Source organism: Bacillus spizizenii TU-B-10 (assembly GCF_000227465.1).
In the GTDB taxonomy this organism is placed as follows: domain Bacteria; phylum Bacillota; class Bacilli; order Bacillales; family Bacillaceae; genus Bacillus; species Bacillus spizizenii.
In genome coordinates this window covers 1,386,044-1,408,467 of record NC_016047.1, presented here as the reverse complement: position 1 = coordinate 1,408,467, position 22,424 = coordinate 1,386,044, and the positions used below count along the sequence as shown (strand labels likewise).

22 protein-coding genes and 1 pseudogene are annotated in these 22,424 nt (G+C 44.8%); 9 read left to right on the top strand and 14 right to left on the bottom strand.

The window, feature by feature from the left end; genetic code table 11:
* Positions 1–81: 81 nt before the first annotated feature.
* From GYO_RS28995 to GYO_RS28975, 5 genes are all read right to left on the bottom strand, one after another.
* A complete protein-coding gene (locus tag GYO_RS28995; RefSeq protein WP_014113446.1) occupies positions 82–1,461 on the bottom strand; it encodes an MFS transporter in 1,380 nt (459 codons plus the stop codon).
* A gap of 82 nt (positions 1,462–1,543) precedes the next feature.
* Positions 1,544–2,965, bottom strand: a complete 1,422-nt coding sequence (uxaC, locus tag GYO_RS28990) for a glucuronate isomerase (protein ID WP_041520922.1) — start codon at positions 2,963–2,965, stop codon at positions 1,544–1,546.
* Positions 2,966–3,164: 199 nt separating this feature from the next.
* Complete coding sequence (locus GYO_RS28985; RefSeq protein WP_003239165.1) at positions 3,165–4,343, bottom strand: NAD(P)/FAD-dependent oxidoreductase; 1,179 nt, start codon at positions 4,341–4,343, stop codon at positions 3,165–3,167.
* Between the two features lie 39 nt (positions 4,344–4,382).
* Positions 4,383–4,805, bottom strand: a complete 423-nt coding sequence (locus GYO_RS28980) for a DUF1641 domain-containing protein (RefSeq protein WP_003239166.1) — start codon at positions 4,803–4,805, stop codon at positions 4,383–4,385.
* A gap of 391 nt (positions 4,806–5,196) precedes the next feature.
* Positions 5,197–5,694, bottom strand: a complete 498-nt coding sequence (locus GYO_RS28975) for a cupin domain-containing protein (RefSeq protein WP_014113443.1) — start codon at positions 5,692–5,694, stop codon at positions 5,197–5,199.
* Positions 5,695–5,825: 131 nt separating this feature from the next.
* Here GYO_RS28975 and GYO_RS28970 point away from each other — a divergent pair, with 131 nt between their 5' ends.
* The 3 genes from GYO_RS28970 (at position 5,826) to GYO_RS28960 (ending at position 8,423) form a co-directional block, all read left to right on the top strand.
* Positions 5,826–6,800 carry a DMT family transporter gene (locus tag GYO_RS28970; RefSeq protein ID WP_014113442.1) on the top strand — a complete coding sequence of 325 codons (975 nt, stop codon included), beginning with the start codon at positions 5,826–5,828 and terminating at the stop codon, positions 6,798–6,800.
* 118 nt (positions 6,801–6,918) lie between these two features.
* Positions 6,919–7,671, top strand: a complete 753-nt coding sequence (locus GYO_RS28965) for an ABC transporter ATP-binding protein (protein ID WP_014113441.1) — start codon at positions 6,919–6,921, stop codon at positions 7,669–7,671.
* Positions 7,671–8,423: an ABC transporter permease gene (locus tag GYO_RS28960; protein WP_014113440.1), complete on the top strand. Its 753-nt coding sequence runs from the start codon at positions 7,671–7,673 to the stop codon at positions 8,421–8,423. The genes GYO_RS28965 and GYO_RS28960 overlap by 1 nt, the downstream gene beginning before the upstream one ends.
* 45 nt (positions 8,424–8,468) lie before the next feature.
* Here the strand turns inward: GYO_RS28960 and GYO_RS28955 are convergent, their stop codons facing one another.
* Positions 8,469–9,281: a uroporphyrinogen-III synthase gene (locus GYO_RS28955; protein WP_014113439.1), complete on the bottom strand. Its 813-nt coding sequence runs from the start codon at positions 9,279–9,281 to the stop codon at positions 8,469–8,471.
* Positions 9,282–9,454: 173 nt separating this feature from the next.
* Here GYO_RS28955 and GYO_RS28950 point away from each other — a divergent pair, with 173 nt between their 5' ends.
* On the top strand, positions 9,455–9,643 hold the full coding sequence (locus GYO_RS28950) for a DUF8096 family protein (RefSeq protein WP_014113438.1): 189 nt from the start codon (positions 9,455–9,457) through the stop codon (positions 9,641–9,643).
* Positions 9,644–9,684: 41 nt separating this feature from the next.
* Here the strand turns inward: GYO_RS28950 and GYO_RS28945 are convergent, their stop codons facing one another.
* Both GYO_RS28945 and yjiB read right to left on the bottom strand, forming a co-directional pair.
* Positions 9,685–10,863, bottom strand: a complete 1,179-nt coding sequence (locus tag GYO_RS28945; protein WP_014113437.1) for a glycosyltransferase — start codon at positions 10,861–10,863, stop codon at positions 9,685–9,687.
* 22 nt (positions 10,864–10,885) lie between these two features.
* Positions 10,886–12,076 carry a monooxygenase YjiB gene (gene yjiB / locus GYO_RS28940; protein ID WP_014113436.1) on the bottom strand — a complete coding sequence of 397 codons (1,191 nt, stop codon included), beginning with the start codon at positions 12,074–12,076 and terminating at the stop codon, positions 10,886–10,888.
* Between the two features lie 391 nt (positions 12,077–12,467).
* On the opposite strand from yjiB, the gene GYO_RS28935 reads away from it, so the two are divergent.
* Entirely contained in the window at positions 12,468–12,746 is a 279-nt protein-coding gene (locus tag GYO_RS28935; protein WP_014113435.1) for a hypothetical protein, read from the top strand.
* 32 nt (positions 12,747–12,778) lie between these two features.
* Here the strand turns inward: GYO_RS28935 and GYO_RS28930 are convergent, their stop codons facing one another.
* The 4 genes from GYO_RS28930 to fdhF all read right to left on the bottom strand — a co-directional run bounded on the left by GYO_RS28930 (position 12,779) and on the right by fdhF (position 17,878).
* Complete coding sequence (locus tag GYO_RS28930; RefSeq protein ID WP_014113434.1) at positions 12,779–13,396, bottom strand: NUDIX hydrolase; 618 nt, start codon at positions 13,394–13,396, stop codon at positions 12,779–12,781.
* A 93-nt stretch (positions 13,397–13,489) separates the two neighbouring features.
* Positions 13,490–14,077, bottom strand: a complete 588-nt coding sequence (locus GYO_RS28925; RefSeq protein ID WP_014113433.1) for a DUF4352 domain-containing protein — start codon at positions 14,075–14,077, stop codon at positions 13,490–13,492.
* A gap of 290 nt (positions 14,078–14,367) precedes the next feature.
* A complete protein-coding gene (locus GYO_RS28920) occupies positions 14,368–14,928 on the bottom strand; it encodes a helical membrane plugin domain-containing protein (protein ID WP_014113432.1) in 561 nt (186 codons plus the stop codon).
* Positions 14,921–17,878 carry a formate dehydrogenase subunit alpha gene (gene fdhF / locus GYO_RS28915; RefSeq protein WP_014113431.1) on the bottom strand — a complete coding sequence of 986 codons (2,958 nt, stop codon included), beginning with the start codon at positions 17,876–17,878 and terminating at the stop codon, positions 14,921–14,923. Before fdhF ends, GYO_RS28920 begins: the two co-directional genes overlap by 8 nt.
* A gap of 148 nt (positions 17,879–18,026) precedes the next feature.
* On the opposite strand from fdhF, the gene GYO_RS28910 reads away from it, so the two are divergent.
* Positions 18,027–18,602 (top strand): YjgB family protein, encoded by a 576-nt coding sequence (locus tag GYO_RS28910; protein WP_014113430.1) that lies wholly within the window; start codon positions 18,027–18,029, stop codon positions 18,600–18,602.
* A gap of 101 nt (positions 18,603–18,703) precedes the next feature.
* The gene (locus GYO_RS28905; RefSeq protein WP_041521157.1) at positions 18,704–19,102 is read left to right on the top strand and encodes a ribosomal maturation YjgA family protein; all 399 of its coding nucleotides are present in this window, start codon (positions 18,704–18,706) and stop codon (positions 19,100–19,102) included.
* A gap of 8 nt (positions 19,103–19,110) precedes the next feature.
* Here GYO_RS28905 and GYO_RS28900 read toward each other — a convergent pair.
* Positions 19,111–20,009 (bottom strand): annotated as a pseudogene (locus GYO_RS28900) (DUF2268 domain-containing putative Zn-dependent protease).
* Positions 20,010–20,135: 126 nt separating this feature from the next.
* Between GYO_RS28900 and GYO_RS28890 the strand changes: the two are divergent.
* On the top strand, positions 20,136–20,303 hold the full coding sequence (locus tag GYO_RS28890; protein WP_014113427.1) for a YjfB family protein: 168 nt from the start codon (positions 20,136–20,138) through the stop codon (positions 20,301–20,303).
* Between the two features lie 129 nt (positions 20,304–20,432).
* Positions 20,433–20,906: a YjfA family protein gene (locus tag GYO_RS28885; protein ID WP_014113426.1), complete on the top strand. Its 474-nt coding sequence runs from the start codon at positions 20,433–20,435 to the stop codon at positions 20,904–20,906.
* 46 nt (positions 20,907–20,952) lie between these two features.
* On the opposite strand, the gene pdaC is transcribed toward GYO_RS28885, so the two are convergent.
* Positions 20,953–22,353, bottom strand: a complete 1,401-nt coding sequence (gene pdaC / locus GYO_RS28880; RefSeq protein WP_014113425.1) for a peptidoglycan-N-acetylmuramic acid deacetylase PdaC — start codon at positions 22,351–22,353, stop codon at positions 20,953–20,955.
* Positions 22,354–22,424: the final 71 nt, after the last annotated feature.

Sequence of the window (22,424 nt, the reverse complement as noted above, 5' to 3'; positions counted from 1 at the left end):
TTCTTTGGGCACCCCTAAGCGAAAACCCTTACAAACACATCATATTTACAAATTATTTTAAATATTCTTTATATTACGTTGTCAGCTCTTTTGATGAAGATCCTGAACAATCTGTGCATGCTGCTGGTCTGTGAGTTTATAAAGAAAGCCGATAATGATCATCGCTAATGCCAAAGCAATGGCCGGATACAGAAGCAGAAGCGCTTTGATTCCGATCAGCGCCTGTGCTGTCTGGACTGCATTCGGCACATAGCCGATAAGCCCCAAACCGATTCCCGAGAGAAAACCGGACAATGACTGAGCAAGCTTTCTGGAGAAATTAAAAAGTGAATATGTCGTTGCTTCTTTCCGTTCACCGGATTTCCATTCGCCATAGTCAATAATATCGGAGACAAGCGCCCACGTGATGCCATTTGGAATACTGATTCCGATAAAGGCGATACTGGCTAGAATCGTAAACACATAAACGTTTGATGGCAGCATAAAGTTGATGAGATCCGCGGCTACACTGATGCCGAAGCCGATCATTGCCGTTCGTTTCTTTCCAAACATCTTGACGAGCTTTGGCAGAAATACGACGCCCAAAAAGGAAGAACCGATAATAATAAAGTTCATATAAGCCATTAATTCAACATTGCCCAGGTTATATTGTGCGAAATAGACTAGCATGGCGGATTTAATGTTGTATGCGGAAATTGAAAAAATCGTCATCAGGACAAGGGTTAACAGCGGTTTATTCGAGATAAATGTTTTGACGACAGATGAGAGTGTTAATTTTTCTTTTGGCGCTTCCGATATGACAATGCGCTCTTTGCAATTGCGGTAGCAAATATAAAACCAAATCACACCAAGTGCGGCGAACAAGCCCATGACCACCGGGTAGCCGACCTTCGGATTATCAAACTTGACGAGCAGCGGCATCACGGCCACACTTGTGATAAACAAAGCCCCAAGTGATCCGATTTGGCGGAAAGTCGAAATAGAGGTCCGATCCTCAGAATTTTGAGTCATCGCTGCCCCTAATGAGCCATACGGAATATTCACAAATGAATAGCCGATGCCCCAAATCATATAGGATGCATATGCATAAATGAGTTTTCCGGTCGTTGATACATTGGGAGACAGAAAAATAAGAACAGTAAGCACCGCAAGCACGATGCTGCCGATTAATAGATAAGGCCTGAATTTCCCCCGTTTGCCGATATTTTTGCGATAATCAATAGATGAGCCGACAATTGGATCTGTTATCGCCGCAAACAGCTTGCTGACTAAAAAAATGCCGCCGGCCATCGCAGCCGGGATTCCCGCTACATCAGTAAAATACTTTAATAAATAAATCTGGCCGAGATCAAACATAAAACCGTTGCCAAAATCACCAAATCCATAGGAAATTTTCTCTTTCAACGAAAGCCTTTTCTCCGTTTCGACCGACACAACCTTATTTGCCAGTTCAGTTCGCATCTTTCACCTCTGTGTCTTAAGAATTTTCGGGTAGTGGTCCGCTCAGGATGACGCATGATCGTGTTGCTGAGCGGACATTTGGTTACACGTTTGCTTTCTCTTCTTGAAATTGAAAGTAGTGTTTCGCATTGTCATAGCAAATTCCCTGAACAATGCTTCCCAGAAGCTCCATATCATGCGGCACTTCGCCGTTTTCCACCCATTCCCCGATCAAATTGCAGACGATCCGCCTGAAATATTCGTGGCGCGTATAGGAAAGAAAACTTCTGGAATCGGTGAGCATGCCGATAAAGCGGCTGAAAAGCCCGACGTTTGACAACGCTTTCATTTGCTCGAGCATCCCGTCTTTTGTATCGTTAAACCACCAGGCTGTACCGAATTGTATTTTTCCCGGGGTGACACCGTCCTGAAAACTGTTGATCATGCTGGCGATGACATAGTTATCATTTGGATTAAGTGAATATAAAATCGTTTTCGGCAGCTTGTTCTTCATCTCAACTGAGTTCAGCAGCTTATATAAAGGCTTAGCAATTTCTTCATCATTCATAGAATCATAGCCTGTATCAGGTCCAAGTCTCTTCATCATTTTTGTATTCGTGTTTCTTAAAGCGTTGATATGAAACTGCATCGCCCAATCGAGCTCCGCATACAAACCGCAAAGAAACTGAAGCGTATACGTCTTAAATTTCTTCTCATCTTCATAAGAAACCTCTGTTCCTTGTAATCTGTCAGAAAAAATCCGTCCCGCTTCCTCTTTTGTCGTTTCGGCAAATACCATCGAATCTATCGCGTGATCAGACACTCTGCCGCCGGCTGAGTGGAAGAATCGCACCCGTTTTTCCAGTGCCTTTAGAAATTCATCGTAGGTTGTAATCGATATGGCTGTGGCATCTTCAAGTGCCTGCACCCAATCAGGAAAGCCTTCACGATTGATCTCAAGTCCCTTATCCGGCCGAAATCCAGGCAGCACGCTGACAGGAAAATCTTTGTCTTCTTTTAATAATAGATGGTATTCAAGAGAATCGACAGGATCATCAGTTGTGCAAACGACCTTTACATTTGATTTTACGATTAAATCCCTTGCCCCGAAGCCTTCTCCTTGAAGCAGTTCATTCGTCCGTTTCCATATAGCCGGCGCGGATTGCTCATTTAAAATCTCATAAATGCCAAAAAAACGCTGCAGTTCTAAGTGAGTCCAATTGTAGAGCGGATTGCCAATCGCCATCGGCACGGTTTTCGCCCAAGCCATAAATTTCTCCTCATCTGTCGCTTCGCCGGTAATGTATGTCTCTTCAATCCCATTGGCTCTCATGATGCGCCATTTGTAATGGTCTCCATACAGCCAAGCTTCCGTAATGTTTTGAAATGTCTTATTTTCATAGATTTCTTTCGGGCTTAAGTGGCAGTGGTAATCAATAATCGGCATGTCTTTCGCATAATTGTGATAGAGGCTGACAGCGGTTTCATTTTTCAGCAAAAAATTCTCGCCCATAAAGGGTTCCATGTCCTCACCGTCTTTCATTCTATTTCAAAATGTTAACGTTAACATTTTGATTTAATTTTATTTTACCTTTATATTCCTCTAGGATCAATCTCTTTTTTGAAAATGAAATGTTAACGTTAGCAGAAAAACAAAAAAAAGACATTGCCGGAAAGCATTCCGAAAGGAACGCTTTTGGCAATGCCCGAGTCCACAAAAAGGATTAGTAAGCCAGGCTGAAAAGTCCTTTAATGTGTGTTAAGTAGCGTACGTTACTTGCTTCTTTCATCAAGGAAGCAGGAAGACCTTTAAGCGGTGTAGAATTAGCACCAATGATGGCAACCGCGTCTTTGCGTCCGAGGCTTGCAAGTGTACCAGAGTTTACTGGCTTGAATGTTTCAAGCGTTTTGCCTTCTAAGTAAGCGAATAGGTTGTAACCGATCAGCTCACCCATTTGCCATGCGATTTGTGCAGTTGGCGGGTATGGACGGCCGTCTGGAGCGAAGTAAACTGCGCTGTCACCGGCAACGAATACATCTTCATGAGATGTAGATTGCAGGAAGTCATTTACTGTCGCGCGTCCGCGATTCACTTCAAGACCTGATTCACCGACTAATGGGTTACCTTGTACGCCGCCAGTCCAAACAAATGTGTTGGCAACAACTTTAGATCCGTCTTTCAGATCAATCACGTTTCCTTCTACATTTGTAACAGGAAGACCAGTTAAGAACTCAACGCCGCGTTTTTCAAGGCTTGCAGTCGCACGTTCGATAAGATCATCCGGAAGAACAGGAAGGATTTTCGGACCTGCTTCAACCAGTTTCAATTTGATTTCTTTATGGTCTACGCCGTATTTTTTCGCAAGGTTCGGCATGATATCAGCAAGCTCACCGACAAGCTCAACACCTGTTAAGCCGCCTCCGCCGATAAGGATTGTTGCATCAGCTTCGTTTTTCGTTTGAGAGTACTCGCGCACACGATCTTCAACATGTTGGAAGACTTTGTTCGCATCAGCAGCAGATTTCAATACCATGCTGTTTTCTTCAAGACCTGGGATGCCGAAGTAAGCTGTTACAGAACCAAGACCTACAACAAGCGCATCGTAAGATAATGTAGAACCGTCAGCAAGCGCAACTTCTTTTTTATCAACAGAGAAAGAGCTTACTTCCGCGATTTTAAGATCAATGTCTTTGCCTTTAAAAAGTTTTTCTAATGGCATTGCAACCGCTTTTTCAGACACGTTGCCTGCTGCAAGACGGTGTAATTCCGTAATGATTTGGTGAGTTGGGTATTTGTTTACCACAGTCACGCGTGCTTGTTCTTTTGTGTAATGTTTGCGAACTGTTAGAGCAGAAAGAACTCCGCCATAACCAGCGCCTAGAATGACAATATGTTTTGACATCGTATATCCTCCGTCCTTTATATCAATTTGAATCTGAGATTATTTTTGGTTTTCGCGTTCGTTCATGACTTCAAGGTAGCTGTTAGCAAAACGGAACAGCTTTTGAGCTTGAGGATCTTTCAGCATGCGCAACAGGCCGAAAAGACCAATCGTTTCGTTGCTTGCATCCGCGCGGTCTTTCGCTTCGATTGCAGTCGCAGCTACTTCTTTCGCTGTTTCTTTTACAGGCTCAAGAATTTCAGTGATAGCACCGACAGTGTCGCTTTTTAGCACTTCGTCAGTTGCTACAGACTGAGCGAAATCATAAGACTTCGTTAAAATATTCACTAACTCAGTCAGCTTCGGAAGCTGGTCAACTAAAACGGTCAGTGATTCTTGAACTTCCGGCTTTAACAGCTGATCAATAAGATCTTGCTGGCTTTGGCTGACAGACGCATTTGTTTGATCGATTGTTTCTGGCATATCCAATTCTCCTTTACTATAAGCAGTTTGCAGATTTTTTTGGAAAGGGTAGTGCCTCTCCCTGGTCTCATGCATGAAAGCATAAGAATAAGGATTGTGAATTCATGCACAATCATTTACAAAAATAAATGTTTACTACCCAGTTTTTCATCTTGCCATATTCAGTATTATTTTTATCTCAAAAATAAACAATTGAATAAGTCAAAAATCCTTTACTCTCTCTGAAAATAGCAAACACAAAAAACTCCAATTCGATTACCTTCTATATGATAACACTTTTTGAACAAAATTTGAACGTCAATTGCTTCGATTATGAAATTAATTTATATGGAGCCCATGTCATAACATTTCTGCGACACTAGTTATTGACAATCCAGCAATTTTCTCCCCTTCACTTTACCCATATTCCCAATAGAGGTTCTCTTTTTCCTGTGATCGGATCTTTCGCCGGCAATGACACCTGCTTGATCTGTTTCATCGCTTCCTCCCATTCATTCGGCTCTCCCGTCTTCATATCATAATGAACGCCTCCCGGATAGGCGCCAACGACGGTAAAATCGGCGCTTGAGCTTAGCTTTTTATGGCCGACTCCAGCTGGAATCACGACTGCGTCGCCGGATTTGAAAGGAATGGCGGCCCCTTTTTCTCCCCCAAATTGAATCACAGCCTCTCCCCTAACTGCAATCAGGACTTCATGCGTATTGCTGTGATAATGATGGTATGGAAAAACACTCCCTGACCAGCTGTTAGACCAGCCATGCCGGTTGACGATCCGCTCTGCCTGACCGGTGTCCTTGAGTGCGTTTTGATACACAACAAGCGGAAAATCAGGGTGATTCGGAATCCTGCCGTCATCCTGAAAGAAGTACGTCTGTGTCCTTGCTTCCAACAATCTCACCTCCATTTTTTGTCTTCCACACTTAGCGGTTCGCAAAACATGCTTATTTTCTCACGACTCCATTGATCTGTGCGATATCGAATAGTATAGTATAAAAAAATAATGCCAGAATGAGGGATATCATGAAAGCAATCGTTATCGGAATATTGGCTTCACTCTTTTTCGCCGTTACCTTTATTTTAAACAGAGCGATGGAGTTATCCGGAGGCAGCTGGCTTTGGAGCTCTTCGCTGCGCTTTATTTTTATGGTTCCGTTTTTATGTTTGATAGTCATCATGAGAGGGACATTCGCCCCTCTCTTACAAGAGATGCGGAAAAAGCCGTTCTTTTGGATTAAATGGAGCTTTGTCGGCTTCGTGCTTTTTTACGCGCCGATCACATTTGCAGCTGCATACGGTCCAGGTTGGCTCGTAGCCGGGACCTGGCAAATCACAATTGTAGCCGGTGTTCTGTTATCTCCATTTTTCTATGTCAAAAAAGACATGCCGGACGGGCCGCAGCTCGTTCGGCAAAAGATTCCCCTTGTTTCACTTGGCACTTCCGTGATCATCCTGATCGGAGCGGCACTGATACAGCTTCAGCATGCAGAATCGCTTTCTGGGAAGATGCTGCTTTTCAGTGTGCTGCCGGTTGTCATTGCGGCTTTTGCTTATCCGCTAGGAAACCGGAGAATGCTCGAAGAATACGGGGGCCGGCTTGATACATTTCAGCGTGTGCTGGGGATGACCTTGGCAAGCCTTCCATTCTGGCTTATAGTAGCAGCTTGCGGCTGGTGGTCAGACGGCCTTCCGACAGCTGGCCAAACCGTTCAATCCTTTATCGTGGCCGTCAGCTCAGGCATCATTGCGACCGTTTTATTTTTCTGGGCCACTGATATGGTCAGAGACAATCCGCAAAATCTCGCAGCCGTTGAAGCAACTCAATCCGGTGAAGTGATTTTCGCGCTGCTTGGTGAAATTGTTCTGCTGTCAGGCGTTTTCCCATCGCTTTTATCATTTGCCGGTTTATTCATTATTATAGCGGGGATGGTGTTACATACCTTCGCTTCACAGCCGGGAAAACCGAAAAAGAAAACACAGTCAAATCTGACCGCGTAGCATCTGCCGGAGAACGGGTGAAAGCCTGTTCTCCTTTATTTTTGCTACCAAAAGGCATCTGTTTCACGTTATAGTTAAATATAGTATAAGCCTACTTTACTGAAAGGTGATTATTGTAATGGAAGCAAACAATCAAACACAATACAAACCAGCCATCTCCTTCAGATCAGTCAAAAAAAGCTATGAACAAGACGGACAAACCTATGATGTATTGCAGGATGTCACCGGAGACATTCAACAGGGCACAATCGTGGCCGTTTTAGGTCCTTCCGGTTCAGGCAAAAGCACCCTCCTGTCCATGTGCAATTTAATGAGAACGCCTGACAGCGGCGAAGTAAATATATACGGAAAGGAAGTCCGAGAATGGAATGTCAATGAGCTGAGGCGAACGGCAGCCCTCGCATTTCAATCGGCGCCCGTCCTCGACGGGACAGTGCGTGATAATCTAAGTCTGGTCCAAAGGCTTCACCAATCACAGCTGTACTCCCCTGAAGAGCTTGCTTCTTTTACAGGGCTCCCGCCAGAGCTGTTAGACAGAAGCGCCAAGGACTTATCGGGCGGACAGCGGCAAAGGCTGTCACTAGCCAGAACGCTCGCAAATCCTTCCTCTATTCTATTATTAGACGAAATCACGTCGGCCTTGGACCCGGTTTCTGCTCTTGAAATTGAAAAGCTGATCAAACGTCAGCATCAAGAGAAAAAATGGACGGTCATGTGGGTGACTCATAATATGGAGCAGGCAAAACGAGTTGCCGATACCATTTGGTTTATGGCGGATGGACGGCTTCTGGAAACTGCAGCAACCGAAACATTTTTCTCCAATCCGCAACATGAAGCAGCGAGAGACTTTTTGAAGGGAGGCACTCGGTAATGGATTACCTTTCCCTCTCTTTAACGATGATCTTTGTTTTGATCGCCTTGTTTTTATCAAAATCCTTTAAAGCAGGCGTAGAAAAAGACATGATCATCGCCACCATCCGGGCCGCGGTACAGCTGCTTATCATCGGTTATGTACTGTCGCTGATTTTCCGCGGAGACCATCCCGTTTTTATCCTGCTGATGGTGCTGTTAATGCTGGCGGTGGCGGCGCAAAATGTCATCAAACGAAAGAAAAATACAATCGGCTCGTTTTGGAGAGTGTTCGCCGCGTTAGCGATTGTAGAAATTGTAACGCAGGGAATTCTGCTGTCTCTTCATATCATCCCGCTTACGGCCCGATATGTCATTCCGATCAGCGGAATGGTCATCGGAAATTCAATGGTGCTCTCGAGTCTGTTTTTAAACCGGCTCAGCTCAGAAGTCGAAGTTCGCAAAGAAGAAATTCAATTAATATTGTCTCTTGGAGGCACACCGAAGCAATCTATACAGCGTATTCTTACTTCTGCGATGAAAATGAGTATGATCCCGACGCTGGAAAGCCAGAAAACACTGGGGCTTGTTCAGCTTCCAGGCATGATGACAGGCCAGATTTTAGCGGGCGCGGACCCGATTCAGGCGGTTCGCTTTCAGCTCTTAATCGTGTTTACAACGATGGCGTCAGCGGCGCTGACATGTGTGATTTTAAGCGTGCTGACATACCCGTCATTATTCACCGCGCATCAGCAGCTGAAGCAGAATGGATGACAGACAAAAGCCGCTTTTCCCTTGGAAAGCGGCTTTTTGTACTGGTTATTCCTTTTCTTCATAATACTTGGACAGCTCAACAATCATCGCGCCCATCCGCTCAATCTCCGGCGCAAGCAGTCTCGTGATGCCTTCTTCCCGCAGTGCTTCAGCAGTCACTTTTCCGACAGCCGCAGCGATGGCGCGCTCTTCGAATACAGCCTTCACTTCATTAATATAGCCGTGCCCCTTGGCAAAATCAAACAGGGAACGAACCTGAATTGCCGTTGTAAAACAAACGGCGTCGATCTCACCGTTCATCAGCTCCCGGCATAACCGCTCCACCGTTTCCTCCTCTGGCGGGATGTGCTGATAAGGCAGAATCGGCAGGACAGACGCGCCCTTTTCTTCAAGAAATGCCATGAGGACCGGTGCTTTTTCTCCATGAAGCTGCACCATGACTGTTTTTCCTGAAAAGTCGTGAGATTCCAAGGAACGGATTAAACCTCTTGTTGTCCCGTCTTCATCCGAAGCTTCCGGGGTGATCCCAAGCTTTTTCAGCGCAGCCAGCGTTTTGTATCCCCGGCATGCCGCTTTCGCTTGGCGAATGGCCTGCAGAAACTCATCTTTCAGACCGATTTTCTCTGCCATATCGACAAGAGTCTCCGTGCCGATGCCTGTCGTGAAAATGACCCAGTCAGCTTTTTCCTCCACAAACGTCCGCAAATCCGGCTCCACCTGCTTCTCTGCTAAGTAAACCGTGCCTTGGAGAGGCCGGATGACAGGAGTTCCGCCCTGTTTTTCAATGATCGTGCTGATTTCTTCCGTTTTTCGGGAGCCCCCGATTGCCACGCGCTTTCCATGTAACCCTTTTCCCATACCCGTTTCTCTCCTCTTTGCATAGGCTTTTTATGTATACAAGTTTAATAAAGCTATTGTGGCGCAAACCAAGGGAGAAATCAAGATAAACCCAAGCCTCTAAAATCCATTTGAATACACCTGAAGCTTGCTGTAATATAGACAGCAGATACGTTTGCTAACGGGGGATCGCCATGGAAACAAAAAAAGAAGAATATGAAACAAAAGGCTACGATACATCGATCGTTTACGAATTCAATGAATATCCGGACGTCCGCAGCGGGCGCTGCGATAACTGTGATTACACACTGTTCAAAAGCTCTGTAAAAGGCGGAAAATTTCTTAGAGAATGCCGGAGATGCGGGATGAAAAAAAATATTTAACAAAAAACCGAAATCTAATTTTTGATTTCGGTTTTTGTGATTTATTGCGGTACAGCGGATTTTTTCATAAACGCTTCAATCTCAGCTGCTGCACGCTCCGCTCCGCCTGCTTCTTTTACATCCTTTTGCATATTCTTGACGCGGCTGAGCACCTCTTGATCATTGGATACGGCCTGCACTGCTTCCTGTAGCTTGGAAACACTAACGTCCTCTTTCGGCAAATAAACACCAAGGCCTAATTCATCGACACGCTTAGCAGTGAGCTCCTGCTCATACATTTGCGGAATGACGACAAGCGGCACACCGGCATTCATCGCTTCCATCGTACTGTTCATTCCGCCATGAGAAATAAACAAATCGGCTTTCGCCAATACCTCAAGCTGGGGCACACTTTGGCGAATGGTAAAGTTAGCAGGGATATCATCCAAGCCTTCAGGATCAATCGTTTTCCCGACGGACATGATCACTTGCCATGAAGAACCTCGAAATGCCTCGATGCACATCTTGTAAAATTCCGGCCAGGCGTTAAACGCCGTTCCCAATGAAATCAGCATAAGCGGGTGATCACCCTTTTCAATTTTCAAACTATCTTGTTCCGTCCGTTTTCCAAGGGATGGGCCGACAAAACAGAAACGGTCATCGAACGTCTCATGCTGAATCTGAAAGGATTTCGGCATAAAGACAATATTTAATGCTTCCGGCACAGCTAATTGTTCAAATGAAACAGCCGGCAATTGCTCTTGCTCCAAGTAAGCTTTAAATTCAGCCTCTGCTTCTCTTATTTTTTTCAGCATGTCTTCATTTCCGAGCTGAAAGGATTCATTTTGGGCATATGACGAACAGAGCTTAATGACCGGCACATTAAGCTTGTCAGCAAACAATTTTCCAGCCAGCGCGACAAAATCATAAATGATCAGATCAGGCTGATCATCCTTATATAAATCCTCAAGCTGCGGCAGAATGCTGAGTGATTCTTTCAAAAGACTGAGCGTCGCGTCATTCTTTTCCATCATCTCCCTGATTTGCTTAGGATCAATATTCAAGGATGTATGATAGATCAATGCTTCTCCACCGGCTTGCTGAACAGCGGGCGCAAACTCCTCAGTCGTCGCATACGTGACACGATGCCCTTTCTCACAAAGCTTTTCCACTAATGCAAGCGTAGGATTGACATGCCCGTACGCCGGGATATTGATCATCGAAATATGGTGCTTTTTCATGAATCTCCAGTCTCCTTATCTATTAAATTTTCACACGGAAGCTCTTTAATCCGTATATCACGCTGTTTTCAATCGGAGTGATACTGACGCTTTCCATATGAGGAAAAGCAGAAATCAAAGACGTTAACGCGATCTTTGCTTCAAGACGGGCAAGCGGTGCCCCAAGACAAAAATGGATGCCGTGTCCAAACGCGATATGCGGATTAGGATGGCGGTGAATATCAAACAGGTGTGCCCTGTCAAACTTCGTTTCATCACGATTTGCAGATGCCACAAAAGCCAGAACCATATCACCTTCTTTAATGAGGTGTCCCCCGATCTCCGTATCCCGTTTGGCAATTCGCCTCAAAACCGGTGCAGGCGCCCTGAAACGCAGGGCCTCCTCAACAGCCTGAGGCACTAGTTCAGGATGGCTGCGAAGTTCATCATACACATCCGGCGTTTCTAATATGCTGTACATCGCATTTGAAATCAGGTTTGTCGTGGTTTCATTCCCAGCCACCAGCAGCAGCGTGCAAAACGGAACCAGCTCTTCTCCGGACAGCTTCTCGCCTGTTTCTTCCGCTTCCACTAAAATTGAAATGATGTCCTGTGCCGGTTTGTTCCGCTTTTCTTCAATGATGTTGGCAAAAAACACGGCCAGTTCTTCCTCGCACTTGTTTCGTTCTTCTAAAAAAGCTTTTTCAGCTTCTTCACTTTTATCCTTCGGCGTGCTGACCAGAAGATCAGACCATGTTTTAAACTGATCCATATGCTCCGAAGGCACTCCGAGCAGCTCAGATATCACGATAACCGGTAACGGATATGAAAAATCGTGAACAATGTCAAACTCCCTTCGCCCCTGAAATTTTTGAATCAGTTCATCTGTGATTTCCTGAATTCTCGGTTCCCATTGTTTCATCACACGCGGCGTGAAGGCTTTATTCACTACAGAACGGATTTGCGTATGCCTCGGTGGGTCCATGTTAATGATGGAATTTCCAATAGAACTCGACTGCTGCGGCATATAACTGGAAAACAGCTCTTTATCCCCAATGACTTTTTTGACATCATCATAAAGAAAAACGCTCCACACTTGGTTTTCTTCATCAAAGGAAACAGGCGCATCCTTTCTCATCGATTCGTACCATGGAAACGGATGATAAGCATCCTGTTTGTTTTTTCCATTGAGCAACGCTCGCTGCAAGGCTTGCCGGCGGTTTAACACATTCATGCATTGTCACTCCCCTTGAAAGAATTCAGCAATTGACGTTCCATTTCACCTCCCGCTTTCGAAAAAGAGAGGGACTACCAAATATAATCAAATTGATAACAGCAGGCAGGCGATCACGATGTTCGATGCAGGCATCATATATTCCCCCTCGAATTTCGTTCATCTTACCATAATCTTTCAATTTTTTTCTATTCTGCACTGCTGTTTTGGCTCACAACGTGACCTTAGGCATAAGCACGCAAATCCAATATGCATTCAATTGCACCGCTCCAATCAGAAAATACCCCTATTTCCAACCAATAGCACTAACCTAAAAAAATGACTTTTCCATTATATAAAACAAGCTGATTCTATGATTAAATAAAAGGTAAAAGGTGAAGGAGAGAACAACATGTCAGCACAGACTGATTTCAAAAAACAAGTTGTCGGCATCCTACTTTCACTTGCATTTGTATTGTTTGTGTTCTCTTTTTCTGAGAGACATGAAAAACCGCTTGTTGAGGGAAAAAAGCAGGAAAACTGGCATACTGTCGTCGACAAAGCCTCTGTCGAGATTTACGGCAGCCGATTAGTTGAAGAAAACAAATTAAAGCAAAAACTCGGCCATAAACAAGCCGATTCTATTTTGACCCTTCTGAAACTCGCCAATGAAAAACATATTGCGCTATAAAAAAGAAAGAGCCTTCCGGGCTCTTTCTTTGTTTAGTCACATATCGTATTCTTTTCTGGATGGCGCAAAAAGTCAAACAGCATGCTGAGCTGTGAAGGTGTGTTTCGTTTTGGAGAAAGCGGCGGGAGCCTGTCTTCCGGAAAAAAAGCGGTATGGTTCGTCTCAATTCCTGTTTCCCCCTGCCCGCCTGTTATGCTGCATTCAATGAATATCTTATAGTAATGATATGGCTGAGGCGGATGAGGGTGCTTATGGCTGTCTAGCACGGCCAGCAATCGGGACGGTTCAGTATCGTAACCCGACTCTTCTTTGATTTCTTTGATCACGTTTTCAGCCGGTGATAAACCAATCTCACAAAACCCGCCCGGCAGTGACCACAGCTCATCATGCTTCTCCCGAACAAGCAAAATCTGATTCTCTCGAAATACTGCTCCGCGAACATCCGCTTTCGGTGTCGGATAGCCTATCTCGCCCTTCCATAAATCAGTGATAACTTCAATTTCCGTCTGAGAGTAATCCACCATCATCTCTACGCTGAGCTTCATCAGCTCTTCGTACCTTTCCCTGTCATACACATCCTTGGAAAAAGCCAGCCCCGCTTGTGCGATTGCCCGAATCCGCTGTGCACGTTCTAGCCATTTGGTTTGCATAATTGATCACCTCACTACCATTTTATACTATCAATCTCTTTTAAAATAAAAAAAGCATGCTCCGATTTTCCGGTGACATGCTCAAAAGATACCTTAATTCAGTTTTACGAAATATGTAATATCCTCTGTTTCAAAATTTAAAAATGATGGATTATATGACAGATTAAGGTTTTTTTCTCCTTTTGGAATCACGAAACTGACTGTGCCTGTTACCTTTTTACCCGAGGCTAACTTTCCTGATTTAAGGCTTGTTTTCAGGTCAGCAGTAGATACTATGTTGGCTCTGATCGATTGATCTTTGCTGTCTTTCAATTCAAAACCGCCACTCGTATAATTGAAAGACTTGTCGCTTGTATTTTCGATCGTTACCTCAGCTATTAAAAATTCTTCATTATTATTTATTGTTTTTTCTTTGTCGCCAATTTTTGTCTTATACTCGCCTTGTTCTGCCGTCGTATATACTTTATTGACCGAGAAATTTGTGCTGGAAGCTTTAAAAGTTTCGCCTACTTTATGCACTTTTTCATCCGTTTTGATTTCTTTTTCCTCTGTTTTCTTTTCCGTTGCTGTTGCTTCTTTCTTTTCTGTCTTTTGCTCAGCTGACGCATCACTGGACTGGCTGCACGCAGAAAGCGCAAATCCAATCGTTAGCACAAACAAAATGAATAATGCTTTTTTCATTGCTGTTCCTCCATCTAAAGTAATCGTTTTCTATTATAATCACGCTTTTCCTTTTCTTAACAGGGAACAAAGTAACAAATTACTCTATCATATCCATTCATAGTATAGGTCAGCCAATGACATAGATATTTATCCTTTACTGGAAAAAATACTGGACAGGCCGGTGATGGCATATCATTTTCCAAAACAAAAGCTTCTTTGTCTAGTTTCTAATTTGGGTATTTATACCTGGTTCACGAGGCTCATCTCACAAAAAACCCGAGCTGGCAGCAGCCGTCTCGGGCAGGTGATCAATCTCGCTTATTCATTTCCCTTTTCTCTCGGGGTTCCTGATGATGTTTTTGGTGCTCGGGAGGCTGAGTCGTGCGTTCCAGCTCCTTTGTATCTTGTCCCATTCCTTTTAAAAAGGAGAAAAGCAGTGTAACTGCTTTGTTGATTTCCGGGTCTTTGAGCGAGCGGATGATATCAAAATAACCTGTTTTCTCTTCGCTGTCCTTCTGTTCCACCGCGTTTGCCACACCCGCATTCACTTTCAAAATGAGGGGCTCCAGCTGTTTCACATCCAGCATGCCTAGCGTTCCAAACAGAAGAAGCAAATTTTTCAACGTATTGGCTGTTTCCTCTGTATCTGCCTTTTTCACTAAGATGTCAAGGACTTTATCTCCTTGGCCAAAAAGGCCGCGGAGCAATGGCAAAACACCACGCTCGTTCATGTGGCCAATCATATGCAGCGTTTCAAGAATGGCTTCCTTATTCTCGACTAATGCATCTTCAATTTCTTTCATATCACGCTTTCTCTGATCCTCTTCGGTTATCTCGATTTTCTGAATTCGTTTAATCGCTTTAGCCATTATGCCCAATCCCCCTTTTCACAGCGTCGCCAGGGAAAATATAATCCTTCCGCGCCCATTTCTTTTGTACCTGCACACCGATTTGCGGCTGCGGATTCCCGTTGCGGTGATTGATCTTAGGCAGCGGATTGCTTCCGTCGTACTTCAAAATTTCCATCTTGGCTGATGTTTCTTTATAAGCAGGCGTATCGGTATCCTTATCGGCATGGCTGCCTGTTAACAGGTTGATCGCTGCTTCCCCTGAATCGTTCATTGGCAGGTATACTTCCTTCCCTTTGACACGATCAGTGATCACGCACTTCACTTTGACATTTCCGAAAGGCGATGTGAGTCTGACAAGGGTTCCGTCCTGAATCCCCCGTTCTGCCGCGAGTTCAGGAGAAATTTCTAAGAACACTTCCGGTGTTTTCTTCGAAATGCCTTTTGATTTGTAGGTCAGGTTCCCTTCGTGGAAATGCTCCAAGAGCCGCCCATTGTTGACGTGGATATCATATTCCTCACCGAACTCTTCAGGTTCTGTCCACTGAACAGGATAGAGAATGGCTTTGCCGTCTGGGAAAGGGAAGCGCTCAGTAAAAAGTAAAGGCGAATCCTTTCCATCAGCGCTTACAGGCCATTGCAGGGAGTTGTACCCTTCAAGGCGCTCATAGGTGACGCCGGCATAAATCGGCGACAGCATGGCTGCTTCCTCCATAATGTCTCCAGGGTGCTCATAGTGCCAGTCAGCACCGAGTTTATTGGCAACCTCCATAATAATCTGCCAGTCAGGCTTTGATTCGCCCAGCGGTTCAAACACCTGATACAGCCGCTGAATACGGCGTTCAGTGTTTGTAAAGGTTCCCTCTTTTTCAAGGCTTGGGCTCGCAGGAAGAACAACATCAGCAAACTCGGCTGTACGTGAAAGGAAAATATCCTGCACCACAAAGAAATCAAGCTTTTCATATGCGGCGTGTACATGATTGATATTGGAATCGACCAGACCCATTTCTTCACCTTTTACATACATCGCTTTCAGCTGGCTGGAATGGATTTTTTCGATCATTTCGTGGTTGGTCATGCCCGGCTCCTTCGGCAGCGGTACACCCCACGCCCGCTCGTATTTTTGGCGGACTTGTTCGTCCGTCACTTTTTCATACCCCGGCATTCTGTCAGGCATGCTTCCGAAGTCACTTGCTCCCTGCACGTTGTTATGGCCGCGCAGTGGGTAAGAGCCTGCTCCCGGTTTTCCGTAGTTTCCTGTCACAAGCAGCAGATTTGAGATTGCCGTGCTTGTGTCACTTCCGCCAATATGCTGTGTCACGCCCATTGCCCACAAGGCGCACACACTGTCAGCCTGACCAATCATCTCTGCCATTTGGATGAGGGTTTCTTGATCAATTCCGGTTTTCTCCTCGGCATATTCAAGGGTATACGGTGCCAGGCTTTTCACATATTCATCCCGTCCGTTCACTCTTTCCTGTAAAAAGCGTTCATCGGCCTTGCCGTTTTCAATCAAAAATTTGGCGATGGCATTCAGCCAGACGATATCTGATCCGGCACGCGGCTGGACAAATAAATCTGAACGATCTGCCATTTCGTGTTTTCTGATATCCGCTACGATCACTTTCTGCCCTCTCAGCTTATGAGCCCGTTTAATGCGAGTGGACAAGACCGGGTGCGACTCAGACGTGTTCGAACCGATAATCAACACAAGGTCCGCTTGCGCGATATCTGTAATCGACCCTGAGTCACCGCCATAGCCGACTGTCCGGAAGAGGCCGGCAGTCGCAGGAGATTGGCAATAGCGCGAGCAGTTGTCCACATTATTTGTGCCGATGATCCCTCTCGCCAGCTTTTGCATGAGGTAGGATTCTTCGTTTGTACATTTAGATGATGTAATAAAGGCAAGTGAATCCGGGCCAAACTCTTCTTTTAAATCCGTGAACTTGCTGGCGATCAGTGATAATGCCTCCTCCCACTCCGCTTCACGGAAATGGTCGCCTTCGCGGATCAGCGGCTTTGTCAGGCGTTCCTCACTGTTCACGAAATCCCAGCCGAACTTTCCTTTCACACAAGTAGAAATGCCGTTGGCCGGCGCTTCCTCCTGCGGCTCAACTTTTAGAATGTCTCTTCCCTTTGTCCAGACATCAAAGCTGCAGCCGACACCGCAATAGGTGCAGACGGTTTTCGTTTTTTTGATTCGCTCATCACGCATGGCGGATTCCATATCAGAAATGGCGAGAATCGAGCCGTAACCTGTCTCTACGCCTTTCGTGATCTCAATCATCGGACGCAGTGTTTTGTCATTGATGCCTGTTAAATACCCGGCTTCCCCTTCCATTCCTTTTTCCATCATCGCGTTACACGGACAGACGGTAGAACAGTGGCCGCATGATACACAAGATGACTCATTGATCGGCACATCATTATCCCAAATGACGCGCGGGCGTTTCCGCTCCCAGTCAATGGTCAGTGTTTCAGTTACCTGAACGTCCTGGCACGCTTCGACACAGCGTCCGCACAAAATACATTGATCTGGATCATACCGGTAAAACGGATGAGATTCATCCTTATGGTAAGGCTTCTGGTCAAACGGGATGCTTTGGTGATTGATTTTCATTTCCTTCACCGTATTATGTATTTCGCATCCTCCGTTGTTGTAATCGCAAACTGTACAGTAAAGCTCATGATTATATAAAATCTTGTCCATCCCGATGACCTGCGCTTTTTTCACATCAGGCGAAAGCGTATCAATGACGTCGCCATCCTTTAATTCAGCGGAGCACGACCTCTTCAGCTCGCCATTGATGCTGACGATGCACGTATCGCATGTTTCAATCGGCCCTAAGCTTGGATGATAGCAAACTTGCGGCACTTCAATCGAACTGTTATTCAAAAGCTGAAGCACCGTCTGTTCTTCGGATGCTTCCATTTCAACGCCGTTTATTATGATTTTTTTCTGTTCAGCCATCTCCATTCCCCTTTCTTGCTTGTGTATATACCGAATTACCCAGTTCTCTTCCCTTGCAAGGGATCAATAAAACATACAAAGCGCACTCACATGTTTTATTGCATCATCACCGGGAAACGAGAGGGTAGATGAAAAAGGAGGGATCAGCATGAAAAAAGCAATGTCTGTTCTAACCGCGGCAGCAGCACTGACAGGCTCTCTTTCCGGCTTTGGGGCGGCGTCCTTTTCAACACCGGCAAACGCCGTAACTCAAACAACCTCGCTCTCTGAAAACACAAACCAATCAGCCGCCGAGCTTGTCAAAAATCTTTACAACTCCGCCTACACAGGGGAAATGCCTCAGCAGGTGCAAGGCCTTACAGTTAACAAAAGCACGAAAGGCGATGTCCATGCTACATTAGGGGAACCCGAACGACCGTCCAGAGGAGACAATCGGTTTGATTTATATCACTGGAATATGGGGAACCCGGGCTACGGATTTTCCTATCATAAAGATATGACAATTTCAGAAATCCGCTACTATGGAACCGGTGTCGAACGGCAGCTGAATTTAGGCGGAGTTACCCCGGAAATGCTGCGGAATGAAATAGGCCCCGCGAATCGAGTGTTAACCGTCCCGTTTACCGATGAAATCGACTATGTATATGACACAGGCCGATATGAACTTCATTTTGTAATTGGCAAGGACCAGACCGCTGACCATGTAAACCTTAAAGCAAAATAAACCCATCATGCGGCTGTTCAGCCGCTTTTTTATTGGACAAATAGAAGATATATTCCTTACAATACATGGGAGATGAAGCAGAGACGGGGTATCAATTCTCAATGAAGCGAAATCGATGGATATATGCAGCTGTCACCATTCTGATCATGGTGCTGGGGCTGGGATCAAGAGCGTTCTCCAATGTTCTGCCCAATACCATCAATACTTATCTGGGAGACTCGCTTTGGGCTGCCATGATCTTTACGGGATGCGGGTTTCTATTTCAGAAAATGAGGACAATGTTGTCGGGCATTATCAGTCTTTCTTTCTGTTTTATCATTGAAATCAGCCAGTTGTATCACGCCGAGTGGATCGACCGGATCAGAGACACTTCTCTTGGCGGACTTGTACTGGGGTACGGATTTTTATGGAGCGATATCGAAGCGTATACGATTGGAATTGCCTTTTGTGCCGCCATAGAACGGCTGGTTCTGGGAATCAAAAAGTGCCGCTATATGTGACGCTTTTTTCATTTGGAAAACAGCCCGCACTGAGACAGAATGGTCTCCGCATCCAAGAGCGTGGCCTCGCTTATCGTGACTTGATGCTTATCCATAAATGACTGAACGGCGTGATACCCAACGGCATAACCCGCAAAAGCCGATAATCCGGCAGGCTCAAAGCCTTGGACTTTCGCAATTGGATCACCAAACATATAACGGCTTACTTCCGAAAAGCCTTTCACATCCAGCACCTCATTGATGACTTCAATGGAATACTGCAAAGATCTTGATCAAAGCGTGTTACCCAAGGACCCAATTGAGCCTCGCCAAACAGCTCTCTGGCAAATGATTCAGCCAACCTTCAATCACAAGATAATCTCCGACACTCACAGAGCCATGATGAAAATCAACATACGAAAACCGCAAATTATGATGAAACTCATGAGCAATAATTGAAGGTATCCTTGGCAGGTTATAGCTGTCCGGATTCATCCATACATGTATAAATCCCGGTATCCCGCCAAATCCGCAGTAGCCTTTTTGCAGCTGAAGCTTATTTGGATCGGCGATGTAAAGGCCGAATTTGATCTCGTCTGCATTCACCCGCAACTGTTCGCGCTCTGCAAAATAGATACATTGCCGGAGCGCAGATTCAGCTGTCTCTGCAGCATGTGATTCTTTCAGTATCCTTAATGCTTGCTGCCCGGCTTCAGCATCACGGACATCCAAATAACCAAGCATTTTCACAGCCATGATTACATCATAGCCGTTCGGCTCCTTCGCTCTCAGGGGAACTTGGATGGCGCTCCACATCTTTTCAAACGGCCTCATCTATCATATACCGAAATTCATCCTCTCTTTTCTCTTCTACCATTGAAAACAGCTTTTCATATTGCTCAAAGGTCTTTCCCATTGCAAGGTTCATCCTGATTCCCCCCTTGTCAAAAACATACGGTATGCCGCAGCGTAAGGGTCAACAGGGAAAATTAAGCCATTTTTCACTGTAAAATCATCCAAAGCCGCCGATAGGTAAGGCATAGGAGGTGGAACGATGGATATTCCTGCTTTATCAGTTGCGATGCACCAAGCATCCCTTGCCCAAAATGTTGATATCGCCTTAACGAAAAAAATGCTGGACACCGCCCAGCAAAATGCCGATCAAACCTTAAAGATGATTCAGCATCCGACGCTCGGACAAACCATTGATATAAAAGGTTAACCCCCACACCAAAGGCGGCCAAGAACTCCATCCTCCCGGCCGCCTTTATTGTTCACAAAAAAGCATGCATGTTTTGATTGTTCCTCCGTATGATTTATTGTTTGCCATATTAAGGAGGTCATAAAGGACATGAAAAAACTGTTTACGAAGGCTTCATTGGTGTTATTCGCAGTTGTATTTGTTTTTGCCGTCAAAGGAGCGCCCGCCAATGCGGAAACCCATGCCTATGATGGAAAAAGCCCTTATTACAATGATTGTGCGTCCAGCGGCTCTACAAAAAAATCCTCAAACTTAGTGAATGCCAACAATCAAGTCATCGGAGTAGTCGAGCTTAAATTCAGCAGTACATGTAAAACGGCTTGGGCAAAAATCACGATGAATCATACATTGACGTCAGGCTTTGAAGCAAATGCGGAGATTACCCGGAACACGGACGGAAAGAGATATAATTGTGATTCTGCAGGCGGCAATGGAAAAGCGGTGGCCGGGCAAAAATCTTGTTATACACCGATGGTATATGATTTAGATCCAAGGACTTCTTACGCTTTCGGCAAGTATTCAGGACCCAACCTGAATGTTTGGGCCACCACAGGCTCTTATTAAAAAGAAAAAAGGCTGTCCGGGCAATATCCGCGGCAGCCTTTACGTATTAATTTGCTTCTCTTTGTTTTTTAACCTCTTCAAGCTGAGAGACCGTCACCAATTGATAGCCTTGATCAGTGAGCTTTTTGATAATTTCATCGGCAGCATCAGCAGAGGTGCGGTAAATGTCGTGAATCAAGATGGTTCTTCCATCTCCCGCCTGGCTCATGACACGGTCAACGATTGTTTTTTTGTTTCGGTCTTTCCAATCTTCCGGATCAACATCCCATAATGCGACATCCATTTTCAATTGACTCCGCAGCTCATCATTAATCCCGCCGTATGGAGGTCTTACAAGCGTCGGGCGGTATCCGCTTATTTTTTCAATGATATCTTGCGTGTCATTGATTTGCTTTAACGCCTCTTTCACTGAAAGCCTTGTGAGAAGCGGATGGCTCCACGAATGGTTCCCCACCTCATTTCCTTCCTTCAGCATTCTTTTTAGCGTTTCCGGATAATATTGCACCCTGCTCCCGAGAACAAAAAACGTGGCATGTCCCTTATATTTCTTCAAGGAGTCCAGAATCTGATTTGTTGTCGCAGGATTCGGGCCGTCGTCGAAAGTAAGCGCAATGACTTTTTGATTTGGATCAACCGCTTCTTCTTTGGGCAAAGAAATCACTTCATGCTTCGGCTTTTTCTCTTTGATTTTATTTTTGTTTTTTGCTTTATCAATATATTGTTCTTTCACGATGTCTTTCAAAAGGCTTTTCTTAATGGCAATCGATTGCTCTCCAAGATAACCTGCTGCGACCTGATATGTATCAAAATAAAATTCGATATAATCTTCCTTGATGGCAAAGCGGCTGAAATTATCTTTTTTCGGTGCCGTTCCTTCCTTTAACAGCGCATCGTCTGCAGCAATGTCCTTATCCTTTTTCAGCTCATGATAAGCGATTAACGAGAGCTTATGTAAATAGTCAGCGTCCTCTTTGAAAATATCATCGATTGAAAGAAAAGCTTGTTTACTAAAATCATAGTTGAACGTTTTTTTCACAGTTTGCCCGTGTGCACCGCCGATATATTTATATTCATTAAATACAATCGCTACAGTCTGCTTGGCATAATGGACAATTTTATAATCAACATTTAATTCGTTGCGCTTTGTCGTATGTTCCTGGTCAACGTCTTTTGTTTCCTTCTGAAATTGGCGAACCTCTTTCTCTGCGAAACTCTTTAATACCGAATCCATTTTTTTATTTTTGAAAACGGGATAGTTGACCGCGTAATTGAAGGTTTTCCCGTCATTCACAAGCGTTGCGATCTCCACATTCCCATACTGAGAATCAGTTTTTACTTTATTCATAACCGTTTCTTTTTTTAATGAATTATGAAAAAAGCCGATAAGGCCCGCCACACATACGACTGCTATTAATACATGAAACCATTTGATTCTTTTTGCCAACAACCCAAATTCCTTCTTTCATAACCGTTTCGATTTATTTTTCATCAGTTAGAACTGTATCTATTTAGAAATAC

Bases quoted from the DNA above. Each gene is read 5' to 3' on its own strand.
- GYO_RS28995 (WP_014113446.1), bottom strand. From the start codon at position 1,461: ATGCGAACTGAACTGGCAAATAAGGTTGTGTCGGTCGAAACGGAGAAA.
- uxaC (WP_041520922.1), bottom strand. From the start codon at position 2,965: ATGGAACCCTTTATGGGCGAGAATTTTTTGCTGAAAAATGAAACCGCT.
- GYO_RS28985 (WP_003239165.1), bottom strand. From the start codon at position 4,343: ATGTCAAAACATATTGTCATTCTAGGCGCTGGTTATGGCGGAGTTCTT.
- GYO_RS28980 (WP_003239166.1), bottom strand. From the start codon at position 4,805: ATGCCAGAAACAATCGATCAAACAAATGCGTCTGTCAGCCAAAGCCAG.
- GYO_RS28970 (WP_014113442.1), top strand. From the start codon at position 5,826: ATGAAAGCAATCGTTATCGGAATATTGGCTTCACTCTTTTTCGCCGTT.
- GYO_RS28965 (WP_014113441.1), top strand. From the start codon at position 6,919: ATGGAAGCAAACAATCAAACACAATACAAACCAGCCATCTCCTTCAGA.
- GYO_RS28960 (WP_014113440.1), top strand. From the start codon at position 7,671: ATGGATTACCTTTCCCTCTCTTTAACGATGATCTTTGTTTTGATCGCC.
- GYO_RS28955 (WP_014113439.1), bottom strand. From the start codon at position 9,281: ATGGGAAAAGGGTTACATGGAAAGCGCGTGGCAATCGGGGGCTCCCGA.
- GYO_RS28950 (WP_014113438.1), top strand. From the start codon at position 9,455: ATGGAAACAAAAAAAGAAGAATATGAAACAAAAGGCTACGATACATCG.
- GYO_RS28945 (WP_014113437.1), bottom strand. From the start codon at position 10,863: ATGAAAAAGCACCATATTTCGATGATCAATATCCCGGCGTACGGGCAT.
- yjiB (WP_014113436.1), bottom strand. From the start codon at position 12,076: ATGAATGTGTTAAACCGCCGGCAAGCCTTGCAGCGAGCGTTGCTCAAT.
- GYO_RS28935 (WP_014113435.1), top strand. From the start codon at position 12,468: ATGTCAGCACAGACTGATTTCAAAAAACAAGTTGTCGGCATCCTACTT.
- GYO_RS28930 (WP_014113434.1), bottom strand. From the start codon at position 13,396: ATGCAAACCAAATGGCTAGAACGTGCACAGCGGATTCGGGCAATCGCA.
- GYO_RS28925 (WP_014113433.1), bottom strand. From the start codon at position 14,077: ATGAAAAAAGCATTATTCATTTTGTTTGTGCTAACGATTGGATTTGCG.
- GYO_RS28920 (WP_014113432.1), bottom strand. From the start codon at position 14,928: ATGGCTAAAGCGATTAAACGAATTCAGAAAATCGAGATAACCGAAGAG.
- fdhF (WP_014113431.1), bottom strand. From the start codon at position 17,878: ATGGCTGAACAGAAAAAAATCATAATAAACGGCGTTGAAATGGAAGCA.
- GYO_RS28910 (WP_014113430.1), top strand. From the start codon at position 18,027: ATGAAAAAAGCAATGTCTGTTCTAACCGCGGCAGCAGCACTGACAGGC.
- GYO_RS28905 (WP_041521157.1), top strand. From the start codon at position 18,704: ATGAAGCGAAATCGATGGATATATGCAGCTGTCACCATTCTGATCATG.
- GYO_RS28890 (WP_014113427.1), top strand. From the start codon at position 20,136: ATGGATATTCCTGCTTTATCAGTTGCGATGCACCAAGCATCCCTTGCC.
- GYO_RS28885 (WP_014113426.1), top strand. From the start codon at position 20,433: ATGAAAAAACTGTTTACGAAGGCTTCATTGGTGTTATTCGCAGTTGTA.